The sequence below is a fragment of the Streptococcus salivarius genome (assembly GCF_002094975.1).
In the GTDB taxonomy this organism is placed as follows: domain Bacteria; phylum Bacillota; class Bacilli; order Lactobacillales; family Streptococcaceae; genus Streptococcus; species Streptococcus salivarius_D.
The window spans coordinates 225,721-246,850 of record NZ_CP015283.1; the positions used below are offsets into that span (position 1 = coordinate 225,721).

Annotated in this window: 16 protein-coding genes; 1 reads left to right on the forward strand and 15 read right to left on the reverse strand. The window is 41.4% G+C overall.

Translation table 11 applies throughout. The annotated features are described in order from the left end of the window. Window positions 1–2: 2 nt before the first annotated feature. From ftsL to V471_RS01170, 10 genes are all read right to left on the reverse strand, one after another. A complete protein-coding gene (gene ftsL / locus V471_RS01125) occupies window positions 3–323 on the reverse strand; it encodes a cell division protein FtsL (RefSeq protein ID WP_049527490.1) in 321 nt (106 codons plus the stop codon). 2 nt (window positions 324–325) lie between these two features. Further along, window positions 326–1,276: a 16S rRNA (cytosine(1402)-N(4))-methyltransferase RsmH gene (gene rsmH / locus V471_RS01130; RefSeq protein WP_049527487.1), complete on the reverse strand. Its 951-nt coding sequence runs from the start codon at window positions 1,274–1,276 to the stop codon at window positions 326–328. 113 nt (window positions 1,277–1,389) lie between these two features. Continuing rightward, on the reverse strand, window positions 1,390–1,866 hold the full coding sequence (locus V471_RS01135; RefSeq protein WP_231910698.1) for a hypothetical protein: 477 nt from the start codon (window positions 1,864–1,866) through the stop codon (window positions 1,390–1,392). Window positions 1,867–2,046: 180 nt separating this feature from the next. Then, window positions 2,047–2,484, reverse strand: a complete 438-nt coding sequence (locus V471_RS01140) for a Wzz/FepE/Etk N-terminal domain-containing protein (RefSeq protein ID WP_084871017.1) — start codon at window positions 2,482–2,484, stop codon at window positions 2,047–2,049. Between the two features lie 141 nt (window positions 2,485–2,625). Further along, window positions 2,626–3,024 carry a DUF805 domain-containing protein gene (locus V471_RS01145; RefSeq protein WP_004183402.1) on the reverse strand — a complete coding sequence of 133 codons (399 nt, stop codon included), beginning with the start codon at window positions 3,022–3,024 and terminating at the stop codon, window positions 2,626–2,628. A 99-nt stretch (window positions 3,025–3,123) separates the two neighbouring features. Continuing rightward, a complete protein-coding gene (locus tag V471_RS01150) occupies window positions 3,124–3,516 on the reverse strand; it encodes a DUF805 domain-containing protein (RefSeq protein ID WP_013991138.1) in 393 nt (130 codons plus the stop codon). A gap of 94 nt (window positions 3,517–3,610) precedes the next feature. Beyond that, on the reverse strand, window positions 3,611–4,861 hold the full coding sequence (locus V471_RS01155) for a glutamate-5-semialdehyde dehydrogenase (RefSeq protein ID WP_014632638.1): 1,251 nt from the start codon (window positions 4,859–4,861) through the stop codon (window positions 3,611–3,613). 1 nt (window position 4,862) lies between these two features. Beyond that, window positions 4,863–5,666, reverse strand: a complete 804-nt coding sequence (proB, locus tag V471_RS01160) for a glutamate 5-kinase (protein WP_014632637.1) — start codon at window positions 5,664–5,666, stop codon at window positions 4,863–4,865. 119 nt (window positions 5,667–5,785) lie between these two features. Beyond that, on the reverse strand, window positions 5,786–7,375 hold the full coding sequence (locus tag V471_RS01165) for a hypothetical protein (protein WP_045769183.1): 1,590 nt from the start codon (window positions 7,373–7,375) through the stop codon (window positions 5,786–5,788). Between the two features lie 2 nt (window positions 7,376–7,377). Continuing rightward, window positions 7,378–8,109, reverse strand: a complete 732-nt coding sequence (locus V471_RS01170) for an ABC transporter ATP-binding protein (RefSeq protein ID WP_045772452.1) — start codon at window positions 8,107–8,109, stop codon at window positions 7,378–7,380. 276 nt (window positions 8,110–8,385) lie between these two features. Between V471_RS01170 and V471_RS01175 the strand changes: the two genes are divergently transcribed. Further along, entirely contained in the window at window positions 8,386–9,117 is a 732-nt protein-coding gene (locus V471_RS01175) for a DUF554 domain-containing protein (protein WP_013991143.1), read from the forward strand. A gap of 352 nt (window positions 9,118–9,469) precedes the next feature. Here the strand turns inward: V471_RS01175 and addA are convergent, their stop codons facing one another. The 5 genes from addA to V471_RS01200 form a co-directional block, all read right to left on the reverse strand. Continuing rightward, a complete protein-coding gene (gene addA, locus V471_RS01180) occupies window positions 9,470–13,123 on the reverse strand; it encodes a helicase-exonuclease AddAB subunit AddA (protein ID WP_084871018.1) in 3,654 nt (1,217 codons plus the stop codon). After that, complete coding sequence (gene rexB / locus V471_RS01185) at window positions 13,113–16,433, reverse strand: ATP-dependent nuclease subunit B (RefSeq protein WP_084871019.1); 3,321 nt, start codon at window positions 16,431–16,433, stop codon at window positions 13,113–13,115. The genes addA and rexB overlap by 11 nt, the downstream gene beginning before the upstream one ends. 250 nt (window positions 16,434–16,683) lie before the next feature. Continuing rightward, window positions 16,684–18,057 carry a GHKL domain-containing protein gene (locus tag V471_RS01190; RefSeq protein ID WP_004183414.1) on the reverse strand — a complete coding sequence of 458 codons (1,374 nt, stop codon included), beginning with the start codon at window positions 18,055–18,057 and terminating at the stop codon, window positions 16,684–16,686. Window positions 18,058–18,092: 35 nt separating this feature from the next. Next, window positions 18,093–19,403, reverse strand: a complete 1,311-nt coding sequence (locus V471_RS01195; RefSeq protein ID WP_084871020.1) for an ATP-binding protein — start codon at window positions 19,401–19,403, stop codon at window positions 18,093–18,095. A 220-nt stretch (window positions 19,404–19,623) separates the two neighbouring features. After that, entirely contained in the window at window positions 19,624–21,075 is a 1,452-nt protein-coding gene (locus tag V471_RS01200) for an IS1182 family transposase (RefSeq protein ID WP_084871021.1), read from the reverse strand. Window positions 21,076–21,130: the final 55 nt, after the last annotated feature.

A 21,130-nucleotide genomic window follows, 5' to 3' on the forward strand; every position in this document is an offset into this window, starting at 1 on the left:
GGCTATTTCACACTCTTAATACTATCGTTATTAATAGACAGGCCTGCCTTATTAGCAATCTCTTTAATACGGTCAGAGTTAGTCAACTCATTAACCGCCTGCTTAGCATTATTAAGCTCTGTTTTTTCATCGCTAATCTTGCTATTAAGGTCTGTGATTTGTTGCTTGATAGCCTGATTACGCCCTTGTAAAAATACAACAGCGATACTCATCACAATAGCTGTCAAAACAATTGCCGAATAGAAGGCCTTTTCCATACGCGTCATAAAACGAATATGGTTTCTAATGGCTCTATTAACAATCTGATGTTCCTTATTTCCCATAATTATTTCCTGATTTTTTTAGCCACACGCAATTTAGCAGAATGCGAGCGGTTATTAGCTTCTAATTCTTCCTGACTAGGTAGGATTGGCTTACGATTAACTAAGGCTACCTTAGGTTGGAGGTCTTCAGGAATAAAGGGTAAACCTTTAGGCACATCTACCGTACTGGCTTCCTTGAAAAGCTGTTTAGTCAATCGATCCTCCAAAGAATGGAAGGTAATGACCGAAATACGACCATCTACAGCAAGTAAATCCAAGGCCTCTTGAATAGACTCATCCGCAGCACCAAGCTCATCATTCACTTCGATGCGAATAGCTTGGAAAATTTGCTTAGCTGGATGGCCCTTCTTCTTCAATTCCTTAGCAGGCTTAGCTGATTTAATGATTTCCGCCAGTTCCGTCGTGGTCTCAATTGGTTTAACCTGACGAGCCCGTTCAATCTTACGTGCAATCTGTTTAGAGAACTTGTCCTCACCATACTTGAAGAAAATACGCACCAAATCGTTGTAAGGATAGGTATTGACCACATCATAAGCGGTCAAGCTCGCCTCCTCATTCATGCGCATATCCAGCTTGGCATCCTGTTTATAGGAGAAACCACGCTCACGCTCATCCAACTGTGGGCTAGAGACACCCAAGTCATAGAGAATGCCATCAATTTCAGACACCCCCAAGGCTTCAAGATTGGACTTGAGATTACGGAAATTATCCTTGATGAAAGTCACCATACCCTTATCAATATAGTCCTTAAGACGCACTTGAGCATTATCAATAGCCTTTTGATCCTGATCAAAGCAGTACAAATGACCCTTTTCAGATAATTGCGACAAAAGATAAGACGAATGTCCTGCGCCACCCAAGGTCGCATCAACATAGATGCCATCGGGCTTGATATCAAGCATATCAACAGTTTCGTGTAAAAGAACGGTTACATGGTGAAATTCATTAGTCATAACTTTTATTATAGCACAAGAATAGAGAAATTGTCTCGTTCTGTAAGTATACAGGATAGTAAAAGAGCCAGATCCAAGGCCTGACTCTTTAGTTGCTATACCGTTTGATAAGATTAATCCACTCTGTAAAAATAGCTTTCCTCAGATGGTACTCCATTCGTCGCTAGGATACGATCCTTACTGTTATCTCCCACATCACTACCATCGCTAATTCCTTTAGGGCAAAGCTGAATTGGTGTGTTCCCTACTTGACTAGAATCAACATAAGTTAGGGTATATATGCCAGACACATATTGATTTGATGAGACTTTGTCAATAGGGTAAGTAGATCCCCAGAGTTCTAACTGTCCATCTGAAGTAATGATAATGGTCTTTCCATTTGAAGACTTCCATGTTCCTACAGTTAATTTGTAGTTGCGATTTTTGAGATCATAAGGCTCAAGAGCTGTTGAGCTTGTTTGAGAATTAGCATAAGTCACAACGAAAGAATTAAGTGAGGCATCTGTTTGGTTGTTGGCCACAGCAGTTTGGTACTTACTAATGATGCTATCATAGGCAGAGGTATCTACCTTTTTCTCTTGACTAGAGATTGAACTCGTACTTGTGCTAGAACTCTCACTGCTACTTGATTGTGACTGCTCTACTGATGAAGATGAAGTCGGGGGAAGTCAAGCCATTTGCTGATTTGAACAAACTGCTAATAGGACTAAACTAGATAGTCCTGTCACTAATGCTAAAATTTCTAATCCTAAATTCCTTTTCTCTAACTCTTATTCTGTTGTCCCAGAGCTGACATCTGCACTGTATGCAGGAGCTGTATAGCTTGAGGCATCACTATGTGATTCTGTAAAAGTTGTTGGTGGCACATAGTTATACTGGGGCGCTTGATAAGTCTCTTGTGCTGAAGATGGTGTTGGGGCTGATACTACCGCAGGAGTAGAACTTGCCTCTGTCTGACTAGCTACCGTTGAGCTTGCTGACGACGATTCGCTCGAAGACTCACTTGACGTTGAAGAAGATGACGAAGAGCTTGAGCTAGATGCCTTGGGCTTGCTTGACGATGACTGCTTAGTACCAACCTTTACTTGGACCTTAGCATGATTGTGTGCCGGCTGCAAAAAGACAATAGCCAGAGCCAAAAGTATAGCTGGTAGGGTAAATGTCAAAATAAGGTAACGTTTTTCTTTTAAATTACGAAGTAGTTTCATAGAGTATTCACATTTCTTAAATATATTTTTAGTATCAATTAGTCTCAGATAAGATTATATCAGAAATATTAAAATGTGCAACATTAACATAAAGCTTTTTTGACATCAGAAAAACCAACTCAATGAGTTGGTTGATTGTCATTATTGCTGTGGATTATTGAAGTTATTGAATGGATATTCCACTTTAGTTGGTTTACATAGCAAAACAATTAGGATAATCCAACCTACAAATGGGATAAATGCAACAAAAATATACGGCCAATTGTAGCCAGCATCACGCAAACGACGAACCGTTAGAGCAATACCAGGTAAACACGCAGCAATACCATAGGCAAAAAAGATAAGTAGGAGGATAAGTGAAATAACAGCCAAAAAGCTTGAATCAGTTGCAGCTGCAAGTCCTCCAAATACTGCTTGGAGCAAAAAATAAGCAAAGGTAATCAATACATTTACCAAATATACAAACCAATAATCTGAACGTGTTGAACGACCCTCAAAATCTACATAGCCCTTCCAAAACTTCTTATAAGCTTCGATCATAATAAAATCTCCTCATTTTTTGATACTTCTACTATACCAAAAGACCAATCTTCTGGCAAATCGACTAAAAAACATCCTAAGGAGGCTGTTAAGTAACTATCATTGCTGAAGATTATTAAAATTGTTGAAAGGAAATTCTACTTTTGTTGGTTGACAACACAAAACCAAAAGTACGATATCACCTATAAAAGAGGCAAAACGTAGGAAAATCAATGCCCAATGAAAACCGGCATCACGTAAGCGACGGACCTGAAGGGCAATAGAGGGGATAAAGCTAGCGAAAAAATATGTCATTACAAGCAGATACAGTAAGTTAAGAATAACATGATAATGACTATCGGGACTATCAAAAACAATTACAACTATAACTATACTAAATAAAATGATAGTTACTATAGTATTTGCTAGAACTGCTAACCAATAATCTGAACGTGTTGAACGTCCCTTAAAATCTACATAGCCCTTCCAAAATTTTTTGTAGGCTTCAATCATAATAAAATCCCCCTTTTTTATGATACCCCCAGTATAGCAGAAGCTTTATACTCTAGCAAATAGACCAAAAAAGCCCCATGAGGAGCTTTTTTGTTTATTCTCTAATTTGTCCTTGGCCATTAATATAGAACTTGGTTGAGGTTAGAGCCTCAAGTCCCATTGGGCCACGAGCATGCATTTTCTGGGTTGAGATTCCGATTTCAGCACCCAATCCAAAGACGAAGCCGTCTGTGAAGCGGGTTGAGGCATTAACATAGACCGCTGCAGCGTCTACGTCGTCTTGGAATTGCTCAGCACGACTGATATCCTGAGTCACAATAGCCTCTGAATGCGATGTCGTGTAAGTATTAATCCAATCAATGGCCTCATCAAGGCTATCTACTACTTTAACAGACATGATATAGTCAAGAAACTCTGTCGCAAAATCTTCTGGAGAAGCTGATACAGCTTTTTCCATAAGTTTCAAAGCCGTTTCATCCGCACGGAACTCAACAGCCTGAACTTTTGAAATAGCTTTTTCTAAATGAGGCAAGAAGTCTTCCGCAATATCAGCATGAACGACGAGAGATTCTGCAGCATTACAAACACTTGGTCGTTGGGTTTTGGCATTGATGACAATCTGTGTCGCCATATCTAAGTCAGCATATTTATCCACATAAATATGACAGTTACCAACACCCGTTTCGATGACAGGAACCTTGGCTTTTTCTTTAACCGTTTGGATGAGACGGGCGCCACCACGAGGAATGAGCAAGTCTACATACTTGGTCGCCGCCATGAGTTCCTCTGCTACCTCATGAGAGGTGTCTTCAACTAGCTGAACAGCATTTGCTGTGATACCTGCATTTTCCAAAGCCTTACGGGCTACTGTAACCAAGGCCTTGTTGGAATTGATGGCATCACGACCTCCACGGAGAATGATGGCATTATTGGTTTTAAAGGCAAGGCTAAAGGCATCGATTGAGACATTGGGACGGCTCTCAAAAATCATAGCAATAACACCCATAGGAACACGCTTTTGAACGATTTTGAGACCATCCAGATTCGTATAGCCACGAACCACTTGACCGATTGGGTCCTGAAGATCTGCCACCTGACGGACACCCTCAGCAATCCCTGCGATACGGTCTTCCGTTAAGAGCAAACGATCTTGCATAATCTCTGAAATACCATTTTCCTTGGCATTTGCCATATCCTTAGCATTTTCAGTGATAATATAGGCACTCTCAGCTACTAGAGCTTTAGCTACCTGATTTAGAAGGTCGTTTTTAGCTGCTGTTGATAATTTAGCAATCTGACGACCTGCCACCTTGGCCTGTTGGCCTAGTGTATCGATATATGTCATCTTAGCCCTCCTGTTTAAAGAGTGTACCAATCTTGGCTCCTTCTAGGACACGAAGGATGTCACGTGGATTTTCACCATTCATCAAAACCATTTGGCTATGATTTTCAAAAACCATCTGGGCGGATTTAATCTTACTCATCATACCACCCGTACCAAATTTACTACCGGCACCACCAGCTGAGGCCAGAATTCCCTCGGTAATCTCTGGGACATAGCTACGAAGGGTCGCATCCTCATAAACATTTGGGTTCTTATCAAAGAGCCCATCAATATCTGACAGCATGATAAGTAGGTCTGCACCAACAATCTTAGCAACGATAGCAGACAAGCGGTCATTGTCTCCAAACTTAGTCGCATGGTCCATTTCATCTACGCTGACAGCGTCATTTTCATTAACAACCGGGACAACCCCAAGCTCGAAGAGGCTCTCAAAGGCATTGATGGCATTGGCCAAACTCTCAGGATACTCAACCACATCACGCGTCAAAAGCAACTGAGATATCTTGGTCTGGTAATGTGAAAAGACCTGCGAATAAAGGCTCATCATAGCCACCTGCCCTACACTTGAGACAGCCTGTTGCTTACCAACTTCTGCTGGGCGTTTCTCAAGGTCTAGAACATTTAGACCAAAGCCCATGGCACCAGAGGATACGAGGACAACCTCAATTCCCTTATTATGCAAGCTAGAAATGACAAAAGCTAATTGATCGATTTTTTCAAGATTAATTTTCCCTGATGGTAAAACCAGAGAACTAGTCCCGATTTTGATAACCAGGCGTTTTACTGAGTCAAAATTTCGTTTCATGTTTATGATTATACACTAAATTCAGGTATTTTGACATATATAATGCATAAGTTTACATATTAAGGATTTTCAGTAAAAAAGAATCCCTCCAATCGGAGAGACTCTTTAAACAGTTTGTACTAGGCAAAAAACATGGCTCTAATACGTTTCCAACGTCTGCGATCAACAAAGATATAAACGATTAGTACAACTAAAGCTATAAGCCCAGATACTATAGCATTGACTACTAGGGCAATCCAGAACTTACTTGCAAAGAAGACAATACCTCCTAGCAAGGCAGCGATGAAAATTGTAAGAATAAAGATACCCATATAGAGCCACTGTCCGCCACCTCGATTGAAGAGCTGGGTAACTTCCTGCCAATTCACTTCCAACAATTTAAGGTCACGTTCAAAGTAATAGCCACCTACAAGATAGGTTGTTACGAGAAAACCAAGAGTGAAACTTGCCACCAAAATAAGATGGAGATGAGCCAAGAATATTAAACCAAGTCCTCCTAATAAGAGGGAAACACCGACTTGCAAGCTATAGAAAAGCCAAAACTTTTGACGAAGATAGTCACCCGTATTGATTGGTAGGCTACGAATAAAGTCAAAGTTTGTCCCCTCTAAGGATGTTGCTACACCAAGAAAACTTGTTGGTTGAGCTGAAAAGAAACCAAAGGCAATTCCGACCAAAAGCAGGAGTCCGAAATAGTCTGGACCCAGATCTTTCAAAAATACCGCACCCCCACCTAACATGATCATATATAAGACTGGTACCACATAGGTATTGATAATGAGGGTTGAATTTCCCAAAGTAGATAAATGATGGCGAATCAAGACCTGTCTTTGGCTTCGAGTAACAGCTTTGGCCTGAGGCTTTCTAGCCTTTTGGTTATAAATGGCTTCGTGGAAATAACGAGGCATTCTGACCTTATAAAACCAAAAGCCCAAGATAAGCACTAAGATAAGAGGAAGATAGAAATTTAGCAGGGCCTCTGGAGATAGAGGGGCAGCTACGACATCATAGTAACCTCTTAGATAAGGAAGCAAGGGAAAATTGGCTTGTCCAGCACCATCAACATAGCCTTTAATAAAACCAACCATCATAATAGGCAACATAATCAATAGGGTTGACAGGGTCATCAAAATGGTTGAATAGAGCTTTTTATGAGAACTGCGAACAATCAGCGTTCCAATACTATTAGACAGAATCACTGAAAAAACGAGATTGATAAAGAGAGAAACGATAAAGGTCAGAAGCCCGACGACTATCCCCAATGGGCCAATAAATTGCCAGTAAGCTAGGATAAGAAGACTAAGGATAGGCACCATGAAGGTCATCCCGACCATAGAACCTGACAAGGTCTTGGCCAAAAAAACTTCCGCTGGCTTCAAGGGAAGAGGCAGATAAGCCTTGCTATCCTTACTGTCATAAAAGGTACTATAAAGAGCCGTGAAGGTCTGGAGAAGCCCCATGATTGAAAATGTCAAGAGATATAGGGTTAAGACTCCAGGATTGGCCTTATAATCGACACCTACAAAAAGATAGCTATAGACAACCGTAAAAACAACTAGAATCAAGAGTTGTTGTCTAAGCATGGCATTAACGATGGAGAAATTGGCTTTTTTCTTTTTCTCCTGACGTTTCTGTAGGTTAGTTACTGCTTGAGGATTAGCGTAGAGGAGATTGATTTTAAAAAGCTCCCAAACATGGTTCCAGTTCATGACTATACCTCCTCAATCTTACGTCCAGCCATTTCCAGATAAATAGTTTCCAAATCCTTGTCAGGGTACTGAGACTTCAGTTCAGCTAGAGACCCTTGGAAGATAAGTTTTCCTTTCTTCAAAATAGCAATACGATCACAGAGCTGCTCAGCTACACTTAAAACGTGGGTTGAGAAAAGGACACTATTACCTTCCTTGGCATGATGACGCATGGCTTCCTTCAAATCATAAGACGCCTGTGGATCCAGACCAGTCAGAGGCTCATCCAAAACCCAAATCTGTGGATTAACCAAAAGGGCACCGATGACAACAACCTTCTGACGCATACCGTGAGAGAAGGAAGAAATAAGGTTATAGCGACTTTCCGTTAGGTCAAAGGTAGCCATGAGATCAATCAAACGTTCCTCAACCTGACTAGCTTCCAAATCATAGATACGTGTCAAGAAGTACCAATAGTCATTGGCCGTCAAATTTAGGAATAGGTCCGGTGAATCTGGCACATAAGCGATTTTTTTCTTGATAGCATCACGATGTTGACTGAGGGCCATATCATCGACGTAAACTTCACCGTAGCTAGCTTCAATGATAGACGTCAAAATGGAAATGGTCGTGGTCTTACCAGCTCCATTGTGACCAATCAGCCCAAAAATCTCCCCATCTCGAATCTCGAGGTTAAGATCTGAGAGAGCATCTTTATCTTCATAACGTTTCGTTACGTGTTCAAAACGAATCATCTTTTATCCTTTCTTGAGAATCTATTTAACAATAGTCTCATTTTACACTTTATATTAGATTATAAATTAGAGTTATTACCTTGTTTTTTTTATGAACAATACTCTAATAATATCGGCAATAGATTTAGATAAGGCTATTTCGTTACCTTCTCATTTATTGTATCATTTCAAAGGTACAATTTCAAGAAAACGTTTGTAAAAACAAGACAATTTTGCATTCGGTCTTTGATAATGCTAAACTTATAGTATTTAAAACAAATAGGAGGAAAATCACAAGTGCCAACTGGAATTATCATCAACTCGCTATCTATTATTTTAGGAGGAATCGCTGGAGGTCTCTTTGGAGACTATCTCAGAGATGATTTCAAGGACAATCTTAACCTTATCTTTGGCCTAGCCTCTATGGTTATGGGGATTAGTGCTATTATGAATATGGTTAATATGCCTGCGGTTATCTTTGCGGTAGTTATCGGTACCATTATTGGACTGGCCCTAAAGTTTGGAAACCTCATCAACAAGGGAGCTGGGCTTATGGAAAAAGGCTTGTCCAAGATTACACCAAGCAAACAAACAGGGTTAGCTCACGATGAGTTTTATGCGCAGCTCTTAACGGTTATCGTCCTTTTCTGTGCGAGTGGTACAGGAATTTACGGGAGCCTTGAGTCTGGGATGACAGGCGATGCTTCCATCTTGATTTCCAAATCTATCCTAGATTTCTTTACGGCCATGATTTTCTCTTGTAGTCTAGGTTACATCGTCTCCATGATTGCCATTCCACAATTTATCGTTTTCTTCCTCCTCTTTGTGAGTGCTGGTTTCATTCTCCCTCTAACAACAAAAGCCATGATTGGAGACTTTAAGGCTTGCGGGGGCTTCCTCATGATTGCGACAGGTTTTCGTATTATGAAACTGCGTCAATTCCCAACAGCAGATATGATTCCAGCCATGATTCTGGTTATGCCTATTTCCTGGGCCTGGGTCAATTGGGTGGTGCCTTTGATTAGTTGACATTAGGATTAAACTAAACAAATACCGTCAGTCTAATGCTGGCGTTTTTTGTCTGTTTTTTAGCTGTTATAGACTTGGATTATTAAAAACTAGTAATGTTCGTGGTGTTGAATTCTAATTTTTCTAACCTTGTTTAGACTGAGATGAGTTTGTTATAATAACCCTTGTAGGACTAAGCAACCTACAAGATACTTTTTTTCATAACTATTTCCATCCTCTAATATTTTAACGAACTTACAATACTGATGGAAATCTATCAGAAAAGACTGGTGTGTGCACACTGGTCTTTTTTGGTGGGATTGAGACACAAAAAAACCACTCTTTCACTATGAAAGAATGGTTATGCTATAGCTTATACTTCTACAACTTCCAAGTTTTTTCCACCTAGGAGAATAAGGTATTTATCAATCTTATCTATTTGATAGGCTTGGCTGAGTGCTTTAGCATAGAGGCTCATTTGCCCTTTGTAGCGGTCCTTAAGCTCACCAGGTTGAGTGAAGCGGTCTGTCTTATAGTCAAAGAGGACAATACGGTCTTCAAGAAGAAGGTAGCCATCGATGATACCACGGACGACAAAGTCTTCCTTACTAGCCGGGTCTTCTGCCAACATGGCAAATGGCGCTTCGCGACGCAACTTATCACGGTTAGCTAGAATGAGCTTCCCAAGTTCGGTGTCAAAGAAGCCTAGTAGCTTTTCTAACTGCACACGCGCCTTGACTTGATCATCTGCCGATACTCGACTCAAGGCCTGTGTCAAATCTTGGAGGGTCACCTTGTCAGAAAGAATCAAGCGTTGCATGAGTTCATGGGTGGCTGAACCAACTGCAGCTCCAGTGACCTTGGTTTTTTGCCCAAAATCTGGAAGCTCAAAGCTAGTGGTAGTCTCAAGAGGTTGCACCTCCTCTTTCTTGTCCATAATATCCACCCCTTCGGTATCCATGACAGGTTCGTAGAAGGCTTTGAGCTGGCTCGGCGTACGCACAGATGGAAGTTCAATCGCTGGTGCATAAAGTTGATTGAGTTTTTCAACACTTTCTAAGACAGTTAGGGCACGCTTAATGTCTTCCGTCTGGCGATTGTTAGAGAGATCATCAGCATCTACTGCCGCTTGAACTTCAACCTGACCAATAGCCTCTGGGGTCAAGTCCTCAGCCTCAACAAAGCGAACAGTAAACTTGAGATCCTTTCTCATAAAGGCAGTATCCAAAGCCATAACCCAATCCTGATAAGTAGCAATTTGGTCACGTAGAGCTACTGGTAGGCGATTATTTTCAACATCCGTGCCAAATTGCTGGGTCAATTTTTCCTTACTACCCTTACCAACTAGGTAGAGTTTTTTCTCTGCACGGGTCATTGCAACATAGAGTAGACGCATCTCTTCTGAGATACTTGCTCGACGCTCTTCCCTACGATTTTCCTGGAAGGTTAAGGTCTCAAGAACAACATTTAACTTAGGCAAATTAGTGTTTACCTGGTCTTTGAGGTCAGCTAGATACTTAATGCCTAGTCCTTTTTCACGGTTAATGATGTACTTACCACTCAGTCCGTCCTTGCTGTGACCAATGAACTTGCGATTCATCTGCAAGACAAAGACATACTTGAACTCTAGTCCCTTGGACTTGTGAATGGTCATAAGGCTAACGGCATTTTTGGGAACCAAGTCTGTTACTTCCTCTAGGTCGTTACCGCTAGAAATAATCTTATCAATCATGCCAATAAAACGAGAAAGTCCCTTAAAGCCAGTCTTTTCATAGGCATTGGCACGCAAGGCAAGGGCGTAGAGATTGGCCTGGCGTTGCTCAGTTCGTGGAAGACTGCCGACATAATCATAATAGAAACGATCGTCGTAAATCTTCCAAATGAGGTCGTAAAGCGAGTGCCACTTACTGTAATAACGCCAATCTGAAAGAATCTCAATGAAGAGAGTCAACTTGGCCTCCAGTCCTTGCGTCACGACTTCTGGATGAAGTCCTGATTTAGTATGAGCTGCAAGAATCTTGTCATAGAATTGCACTTTGTCAGCCTGAACAGCAATCCGAGCCAAATCGTCCTCGTTGAAGTTAAACATAGGTGAACGAAGGAGGGCAACCAAGGCGTAGTCATTGAGAGGATTATTGATGGCACGAAGGGTATCCAACATAATCATAACTTCTAGTGACTCTAGGTAGCTTGACTTGTACTCGTCAGGAACCAAGGGAATTCCGTGCTCCTCAAAGCTTGCCATCAAGTCCAGATAGGTGTTGCGGGTTGGTGCTAGGAGGGTAATGTCCTCAAAACGTACACCCTGCTCGTGAAGTTTGATGATTTCTTTGATAACCAAGGAAATCTCTCCGCTACTAATAGGTTGATCAGCACTTTCCTCGTCAGGAGTTACACTCGCTTCATCACTATTGTAAATCAGAACCTCTGTCTCATTTTCAGGATGGGGTTCTTTTTGCTTCTCGCTACCTGCTACCAACATATGCGTCTTGTCATAGAGGATATCTCCGATTTCCTGGTCCATGAGGTGGCTGAAAACACCATTAGTCGCATCAAGAACCTCAGATTGGCTACGGAAGTTCTCTTTAAGGAGAATCAACTTACCTGCATCTGGATTTTCAAGGAAGAGCTGAAACTTGCCGTTAAAAATCTGAGGATCCGCCTGACGGAAACGATATATGGATTGTTTGATATCTCCCACCATGAATCGGTTGTGGCCGTTAGAGAGGAGCTCCAACATGCGTTCTTGGGTATGGCTATTGTCCTGATACTCGTCTACCATTACTTCATGGTAACGGTCACGGTAGCTAGCTGCCACCTCTGGATTTTCCTCCAAAATACGGATAGCAAAATGGGCAATATCCGAGAATTCAAAAGCATTTTCCTGAATCTTGGCCTGTAAATACTGGTCCGAAAAATCAAGTACAAAGGCCTGAAGCAACTCCAACAGAGGTAGGATGTCATCATTATGCTTGGTCAAAACCTCGAGGACCGTTAGTTGGGTATCAATCTCTCGCAACTGGGCCACAAACTCATTTTTGGTCTTGTTGTAAGCTTCCTTGTAGGCCTTGAGTTCCTCGTCTTTAGGACGGGTCATATTGGTCAAACCAGTCCCTCCTGACAAAGTCAAGAGTTGTTTGAGCAGGTCCTCCATATCCGTTTGGTCATTAGCCAAGGCTCCTTCAAGAAGGCTAATGGCATCTGACACATTATTTAGATATTTGGCCTTGGCAAATTCACGCTGAGCTAGACCTAGATGGTCTCTTAAGAAGTCTAAGAAATCAGCCAACAAGCCATCTTTGAGACCCTCTAAAAGCTCAGCTTTAGCCTTTTCTGGATTGGCCTCTGCCTGCCCTTTTAAAAGATTTTGACGTAGCCATTTTTCAGGACCTGCAGTAGCCTGAGAAAAGTTATAGACATCGTAAACTAAATCACGAAAAGCCTTACTAGTCTTGCCATTTCCTGCGAAGTTGCGGACCAATTTTTGGAAAAGTTGGGCATCCTTTCCTTGCATATAATCGTTAAAGAGATCAGCATAAACCTCATTTTTCATGAGTGTCTGCTCGGCAGGGTCTGTCATAATGCGGAAAATAGGTGACACACCCAGGAGATAGCCATACTGATTGACCAATTTCTGGGTAAAGGCATCCATAGTTCCAATATCAGCCGTTCCAATCTTGGCAATCTGATCTGAAAGAAAGGCACGCTCTTCATCCGTCTCAACTTGTCCAAGTTGCTCTGTCAGACGCTTTTCCAGACGCTCTTTTAACTCACCCGCGGCCTTTACCGTAAAGGTTGAGATAAAGAGTTGATCAATGCCAACGCCACGTCCAATCATATCAAGGATACGCTCAACCATAACAAAGGTTTTTCCTGATCCAGCCGAAGCTGACACAAGAATATTGCTACCATTACTGTAAATGGCCTCAATCTGCTCAGGTGTTAACTTGCGTTCCTTGTCAGAAGCTGCTTCTTGGGCAATGCGTTCCTTAATCTCTGTTGGACTTAAAAAAGCTTTAGTCAACATGGTTGTCCTCCTGGTCTTTTTTGTCTGCTGTCACAGCTTGATCAGTGACTGGAAAGGGGATGATTTTTTCAGCAACTTGCATCTGATTCTTGTCCTCATCTTTTGCCATCAGCTCCAAATAGGCTTCCTTCTTGCCCCTACTTGGTAAACGCAGGAGCTTTCGAGCCTGTCCCATGTGGCGGTCGGCCTCAAAATGAGTAATAGCCTTGATTTGATCCCCTTGAACAGACTTGCCATCCTCGGTATAAGGATTGACTGCAAAATTCCCGCTTCGAATAACTTCAGCAGCACCTGTAAAGAGCTTAATGTTGTATTCTAGCAAGGTCTCTAGGTCCTCCTTGTCGTAGGTGACAGTCTTTTGTAAATCATAGTTTCCACCAGCCAGATGCTCCGTCTCTGAAGCCACAAAGAGTCCCTTATAGGTCAATTCCTTATGAGCCTGAGCCGCTAGCTTGTCCAAGCCAAACTGAGCCAGATTAAGTTGTGGGTCCTTCATATGTAAATACATGGCACCAAAAAGCTGATCAGCATCAACCTTATAGGTCTGGCGAAGGGCTTCTAGATAGGTTACTAACTGCGGACTAAGGCCATTGTAGAATTTTTGAATGTCAAAGACATTTTTACCTGACTTGTAGTCAACGACACCCAGAGCCCCATCCGATAAACGGTCCACCCTGTCAATAATCCCTGTAATCTTGATGCTATTAGCTAAAAGCAAGTCAAACTTGGCTTCCTCTCGCTCAACCTTAACGGCTGCATTATCACGTAAAACACTAGCTGTAGAACGAGCGATATCTTCCAAAATCTGACGGGACAAACGACTCTCCTGGTCCTCCGTATAGAGGAGTTCAAAGGGTTGCTCCTGATTGGTCTGAGCAATTGCCTTTTCCAGTTTATCATCGAAGTTTTCTGACGAAGAATCCCCCATAACACGCTCAAAGACACGGTGCAAGTAAGTCCCGTGGTGTCGAGCATCCGGATGGATAGATTCCAACTCCTGAAGCCCCAAGACATAGCGCAAGAAATAAAGATACTGGTTGTTATAGAAGGTTGTCAGAGCCGAAGCTGATAATTTCAGTGGTTCTTCCCCCGGAAAGACCAACTGCATGACCTGATCATCCACCTTGGTCGTCGTCACATCGTCAATCACATTTGGAATCAAGACTTGGTCCTTATCAAGTCGCTTACGGAGATAACGCACAGCAACTGACCAGAAAGTCTGGGTTTCCTTGTCCAAATCAGCATCTAGCTGACTGCTATTAAGGGCAATGACAGTCGACAAGAGGTCCTTGTAGTTTCCAATCTGGTCACCTTTAGCCTCGAAACGATTGCGTCCCTTTTCAACCAAAGGAAGACCAAGATCAAGAAGTTCCTTCAAATAAACCGACATGTCATCCTGAGTCTCATTGAGAATTTGTGGCTGACTAAGCACCAATTGTTCACTAGCCGCATTAAAAAGTGACATAGCCACGAAATGTCCCCGCTGGCTATTGCTCTGCGTAACAATATCCAAACTTCTGTGCTCGTCCGTAGCTTCATTGATACGACTACGTTCCTCGTCAGACAGGAGACTCTTATTTTGCCCTACCTTTGGAAAATGCGACTGGGTCATTCCCAAGGCAAAAACATAAGGAGCAGAGTGTGGTTGAATCAAATCGTATTTCTTCACATTAACCACATCGACAGTGGCTGGGACCGTACGGTAATCACAGGCCAACATTCCTGAACGCAAAATGGACAAAAAGTCGTCCACTGACAGAGTTTCTTCCCCAAAAATAGTCTCAACCTGCTCCAAGAGTTGTGTGAAAGCCTTCCAGACCTGTTCATTCTGCTCTTTTTCGGCCTCACTGGCCTTGCCAGTCAAAGCAGCCATCTTACTTGGCACTTGCACAGCCTCTAAAAAAACCACAAGTTTTTTGAGCAGACTAGACCCCTTCTGTTTGCGACTGTTAAGCAACTTGTCCAAAGGCTCTACCAGTTGTGACCTCAAGGCATTGAGCTGGTCCAAATCATACTTATCACGACTATTAGCCGTGAAATCAGAAAGGAACTTGTGACGCCCCTTGATATCTGCAAAATTGACATAATACTCAAAAAGGTCTAAATCCTCTTGAGCAAAACCACCATAGAGACCGGATTTTATGAGATTAAGTAAATCCTCAGCACGGTAATTGTAGCGTTTGATCCGCTCCAAGGAATCCACAAACTGCACCAAAGGATGGCTAGACATGGTTTCTTCCTTACCGAAATAATAGGGAATATCAAATTTTCGAAAAATCTGACCCACCTGAAGCTTATAACTCTCCTCATCACCTAGCAAGACCAAGATATCCTTATAGCGCTTGCCATCTGCTAGCAACTGACGAATACTCTTAGCAACCTGAGCCACTTCTTCCTTTTGGTTGACCACTTCCCAAACCTGCAAAGCTTGCTTGTCCTGAGCAGTCAGCTGCTCGTCAATCGTACTAAAATCATGACGGCTCTCCAAAAGACGGCTAATATGTGCAAAAGAAGGATTCCCCTCTTTGTCTGTCGTCACATAGTCGGGTGTCACCTTATAGGTCTGAGCCAGAGTTCTCAGAAAATCCACTGAAGCCTGATAAACATTGCCGTAAACAAAGTTAGCACTATAAGCTTTTTGACTGGTATAAGTCCCAATGACAATTTGGTGGCACTTATCATTCAAGAGGGCAACTAGGGCCTCCTCCTCGGCAGAGAAACGCGTAAAGCCATCAATGACCAAAACCGTATTACTCAGTGCCTTATCCAGATGTCCTGAGGTAATTTCCTTGAAGAAGGCACTAAGTTTTGATTGATTGTCAAAATCTCCTGCCAACAAGAGATCCTGAGCCGCACTGAAAATCCTGAGCAAATCCTCTTGTTTCTCAACCTGATCCAAATGCTGCAAATCCAGAACCGTCATATTAGCCTGCTGCAACTCTTTGTAAAGGTCTACCAATTGATTAATAAAGTTACTATCCTTGCGCAAACGGCCATAAACCTTGAGCTCATCATCGCCCATATGCGACAACACCTTATAAAAAATCATGGCCAGACCAGTATCATCCAGCTGCGTTTTGGGGTTGCTCGTATTGAGAATGAAATATCTAGCCATCTGAGTAAAACGAGTCACCGTAATCTCAAAGGATGCTGACTGAGGCAGGTATTCCAAGACCTTACGCTCCTTCTCAAATGACAGGGCATTAGGGGCAATATAAAAGACCCTCTTTCCCTTTTGAGCATAGCTGGTTGCCTGCTCCGTCAGAATTTCTGTTAAATCCTGAGACATATCCGTATAAAGTAATTTCATAAGACGTCCCTTTCTTATCTCTACACCAGTCGTTAGGCCAAGCAAGAACTGCCATTCACTTAGTGCTAACAACCACTAATCCTTGCTATTATAACACAGAATGAAGCAACAATCAGACTCCTCCCTCGCCCCTATCTCCTCCGATGTCCTAAGTTTCTCACATAAGCACAAGCACCACAGCAAAGAGCCCTCCTTCATGGACTTGTACCTAAAAAAAAAGAGCCAAATCCTCTGATTTAGCTCTACATCTTTATTTAAAAATCAATTCCTGTTTGAAGAGGTAATCACCACTGCTTGTAATCAAATTGGCATCACTATACTTCCTAAGAATATCCTTGGCTGAGTGGAGGTTAAGACCTGAGGTCTTCTTCTGGTTTTCTTCCTGCATAATGGCATCAAGGTCAACTTTTTCTTCTTGCGTCCTATTTTCCATGACAAAATGGTAGCTTCCATCCTTATCATGTCGATGAAAACTAAACTTGATTTGACTGGCAGGTACCTGCTTACTCTCATCAATCGCATTACTAAAGAAAATAGACACCAGCAAGGTCAAGTCAACCACGTTCATGGTAAACCCTGAAATCTCCTCAGGAATATCACAAGTCACTGGAATATTACTACGTTTAGCCTCCATCATACGAGCCGAAAGAAGGCTACGTAAGGGTAGGGACTGAATATTTTCCAGCTTAGGATTATCAATGACACGGAAACGTTCAAACTCCTTGGCACTCTCTCTAAGGACATTCTGATACACCTGTTCAGCAAGAGCCTCTTCCTGGTCACGTACTTCCTCTGAAAATTGTTCCACAACCGTCTGATAAGACTGTCTGTATTGTAACAACTCATTGTAGAGAAGATCAATCTTTTGGTTGGCCTTGGTCAAACTATTCAAATGCCTCTTTTCCTCCATGGCCAAACTCTCTTCCAAATACTGCCGAGACAGTTGATTAAGATGGGCAATTAGGAAAATGAAAGCCACTGCGGACAAGAGAACCCAAAGCATCCGAAGTCTCAACTCCACCTCTGAAGAGTAGCCAGGAAACCAACTGTCTAAATTCACACTGAGATAGATTCCCAATAAATAAATGGCCATTGCTATAGCAACTCTTCTAGAAATCTGGAGGTTCTGGAAAGAGTCATCGCTATAGACCTTCCAACGCTTCAAATCCAAGCCCAAGAAACGGTCAAATACAAAATAAAGTGGCAAAATCAAACCGTAAGATAAGAGATAGAAAAGGGCATTAGACCCTACCTCAGCGACAGGGAGATTTAAGAGAAGGGGAATAAAGAAGAGTCCCAATAAGCGATAAAGTAAATCTGACGTCACCACTGGAAACAAAGTATGAAAAGCATACTGGGTCACCGACCAGGTCTTCCCTTTAGCAAGAAAGGCCAAAATCATCAGGATAAAGACATCAAAAACCATAATCATGTTAGTAATATTATACTGAATGACTACATCTAACAGGGCTAAGGTCAAGAAGACCGTCCAGGAGATACGAATGTCTGTCATTCGTTTGAAAATGGCACAATTTATCATCAGAGTTAAAATAAGCTGAATGGCTAGAAAGGCATCTGTATCATAGAGATTTAAAAAATTTATTCCCAAAAACGATTCAAACATCGAATCTCCTTTCTATATATTTTTTTACAAGTTATTTAGTATTCAAATTGCTGTCTATAGATGAACTTATCATTCGTAAAGCTAAGTTTAGACTGAGGGTAACGCTCCATAATATCTTCGAGCTGCTCATTGATTGATAAGTGACTCTCATACGCCTCGTGGGGCGCCTCGGCACTATCTTGCGAAAGGGTTGTCTCTACAGAGAGGACCTGGACCTCACCTCTTTGGTAATAAGACATACGAACTAAACTATTTTCTTGACCATGAGCTCTCAACAAGGCATTGTCCAAGAAGGTCGTTAGAACAGCTGATAAATCCACCACATCGATATGAACTGGGGATATAGGGTCTGGAACCTCCATGATAAAATCAACGCCAACTGCATGAAACTCCATATACTTACTCTCAATGACGGAACGTAACAATTGAGAAAGCAGGTTAGAAATATCTGGCATAACCTTGCTGAAGGGAACCTCTTCATTAGATAGGTTCTGAGTGTCTCCCTCTTGACTAGTAGCCAGAACGGTCTTAACCTTCTTAGGTACGACTACCTTAGGCACTCCATCACGGTATAGCTCCTGATAAAGATGGAGGATATGTCTACTAGATTCCTGTAAGCTCTGGAAATGACGCTCCTGCTCCTCTTTCAACTCCAGAAAAAGTTCATCCTTAATCCACTGGTTGGCATAGGAAACAACGATGAAGAAGGCTCCTGTTGCTAATAGAACGATCAACTTGGCATAATTGTTAACCACTTCTACAGACCAGATAGTAGCAAGGTAGGGTAAATAGTCGTTAAAAAGTCCATATGAAAGAAAGGCAAAGCTAACCCCAATAACAATAGGGGTGAAGTGTATGCGCAAGCTCTCCTTTTCCTCAACCTGCAAATATTCATAACCAATAAAACAGTGAACCAAGAAGTAAAGAGGATAGGTAACTACCACACATATAAACTCCGTTAAAGATTCTGGAATACGGCTCATCAAGTCGGCTCCCAAAAGTAAAGGAAAGACGATTAATGACAAGCCTCGTATAATGATATTGGTTGTCCCCCAGGAATAAAAACTATTAAATACCGGTTCTATCCATGGCAAGTCTGGACGTTTGTAATAACTAAAACAAAATAAAATGAGAGGATTAAGTAAAAATTTGAATCCCATAGGAAGAAGGGGAGTCAAAACAACCGACAAAAGACCACCTAATAAAAGTAGCCACCAAGAAATCTTGACCCTACCAGCTGCATGAAACATCAGATAATTGACAAAGAAAATCAAGAGCGTATCTATAGATACTAGCCAATGAAAATCTTTAAAAGCAGCAAGTAGTGATTCAATAATAGAAGTCATTCTTTTCCCCCTCTCCCTCTAATCTGATTTAAGAAACTTCCTCAAAAATCCCCTAGGAAGCCCTTTTTACAACACTACTCATTATATAGCTTTTTGTAAGTTTTCACAATAATTAATTTTATAAGAAAGCCTTCGCCTCCCTAATAATCCGCTTATTTATACAAGGAAGGTTGACTATTAAATTAAAGTTACAAATGTAATATAAAAAGTTGAGATAATTTTATCTCAACTCAGAATGAAGACAAACATCGTTTTTGATGTTTGTCTTTTTTATATTCTTACCTAATTCTCCTATAATCCAATAATATTGAGATATTTGGGTAAAATTATAGGTCTTTCCTGTCATCATTTTTACCAATTTTTTGATATTTAGACACGCTAAAGTAAGCCCAACCTTATCCTCCATTTTGGACTTTCCTTTTTCTCTGGTATAACGTAAGTTATGATATTCTTTAGCTGTTCCGAATAACCGTTCTATCGTTTCTTTCCGGTGTTGATACCGTTCTTTCATACCACTTTGATGGCGAATATCTTCACAGACTTCTAGGGCATCTTTCCAAATATGACGCACAACAACTTTTTGGTTCTGGCGACTTTCTGTACAAATAGCTAACAAGGGACAGGTCTTACAAATTTTAGGATTACTTTTATACTCTCGATAACCTTCACGTGTAGTTGTACGATAAGTTAACACCTGGTTCTCAGGACAAAGATAACAATCAAAATGCTCGTCATAGACAAAGTCTTTTGGACGTAAAAAATCTTTCTTACCTCTTGGTCTAGTGTAAGGGAAAACTGGTGTAATCCCTTTTTCTAGAAGAAACTTGGCAATACTAGGTGTTTTATAGCCTGAATCCGCAATAATGAATTCAGGTGAGAATGGTTCTAGTTTGACAAAAAGAGCAGAGAAAGCCTGACTATCATGGATGTTTCCTGCTTCAACCGTATAAGCTAAAGCCCAGCCGTGTTTATCACAAGCTACTTGAGCATTGTAAGCGAAGACCTCCTTATGTTCTCCCTTATGAAACCAACCACTGTCTGGGTCCGTCGTTGATTGTTTCTTAGGTTTAGCCTCGCTTTTTTTGGCGGGCTTTAAGAGCTTTTTTGCGTGTTTTCTCCTATCTAAATTAATCTCAATCTCCAGTTGTTCACTCATGAATTTAGCTTTTTGATCAATAACAACATTTTTGTACTTATGATTATTAGCAGCTGCCTTGATATGGGTCCCATCAATGAAGATTTCTGAGAGATCAATGAGCCCCGCTTCCAAAACATGATGAAGCACATGACTAAAAATGTGTGCTAACACTTCCTTGTTTTCAAAGCGTCGGCTATAGTTCTTACCGTAAGTTGTAAAATGTGGTACCTTATCGTCCAGAGATAAGCCAAGAAACCAACGGTAGGCTGTATTCACCTCAATATCTTTAATGGTTTGGCGCATAGAACGAATGCCATAAAAACATTGAATCAACGGAATTTTAACTAATAAAACGGGGTCTAGACTAGGGCGACCATTATCCGAGGAATAACTATCTTCGACAAGATCATAAATAAAAGAGAAATCAATCGTTTCCTCGACTTTTCTTAGAAAATGGTCTTTAGGCACAAGTTCGTCAAGCGTATAGAATCCTACTTGACGTCGATTGTATTCGGGATTTTCTTTGTGAAACATAGGAACACCTCATCAAATACCTTTTTCTTTTATTATACTCCTTCAAAGCAAGAAA

Bases quoted from the DNA above. Each gene is read 5' to 3' on its own strand.
- proB (WP_014632637.1), bottom strand. From the start codon at position 5,666: ATGAAACGAAATTTTGACTCAGTAAAACGCCTGGTTATCAAAATCGGG.
- V471_RS01200 (WP_084871021.1), bottom strand. From the start codon at position 21,075: ATGTTTCACAAAGAAAATCCCGAATACAATCGACGTCAAGTAGGATTC.
- V471_RS01195 (WP_084871020.1), bottom strand. From the start codon at position 19,403: ATGACTTCTATTATTGAATCACTACTTGCTGCTTTTAAAGATTTTCAT.
- V471_RS01155 (WP_014632638.1), bottom strand. From the start codon at position 4,861: ATGACATATATCGATACACTAGGCCAACAGGCCAAGGTGGCAGGTCGT.
- V471_RS01150 (WP_013991138.1), bottom strand. From the start codon at position 3,516: ATGATTGAAGCCTACAAAAAATTTTGGAAGGGCTATGTAGATTTTAAG.
- V471_RS01190 (WP_004183414.1), bottom strand. From the start codon at position 18,057: ATGTTTGAATCGTTTTTGGGAATAAATTTTTTAAATCTCTATGATACA.
- rexB (WP_084871019.1), bottom strand. From the start codon at position 16,433: ATGAAATTACTTTATACGGATATGTCTCAGGATTTAACAGAAATTCTG.
- addA (WP_084871018.1), bottom strand. From the start codon at position 13,123: ATGTTGACTAAAGCTTTTTTAAGTCCAACAGAGATTAAGGAACGCATT.
- V471_RS01165 (WP_045769183.1), bottom strand. From the start codon at position 7,375: ATGAACTGGAACCATGTTTGGGAGCTTTTTAAAATCAATCTCCTCTAC.
- V471_RS01140 (WP_084871017.1), bottom strand. From the start codon at position 2,484: ATGAAACTACTTCGTAATTTAAAAGAAAAACGTTACCTTATTTTGACA.
- V471_RS01170 (WP_045772452.1), bottom strand. From the start codon at position 8,109: ATGATTCGTTTTGAACACGTAACGAAACGTTATGAAGATAAAGATGCT.
- ftsL (WP_049527490.1), bottom strand. From the start codon at position 323: ATGGGAAATAAGGAACATCAGATTGTTAATAGAGCCATTAGAAACCAT.
- rsmH (WP_049527487.1), bottom strand. From the start codon at position 1,276: ATGACTAATGAATTTCACCATGTAACCGTTCTTTTACACGAAACTGTT.
- V471_RS01145 (WP_004183402.1), bottom strand. From the start codon at position 3,024: ATGATCGAAGCTTATAAGAAGTTTTGGAAGGGCTATGTAGATTTTGAG.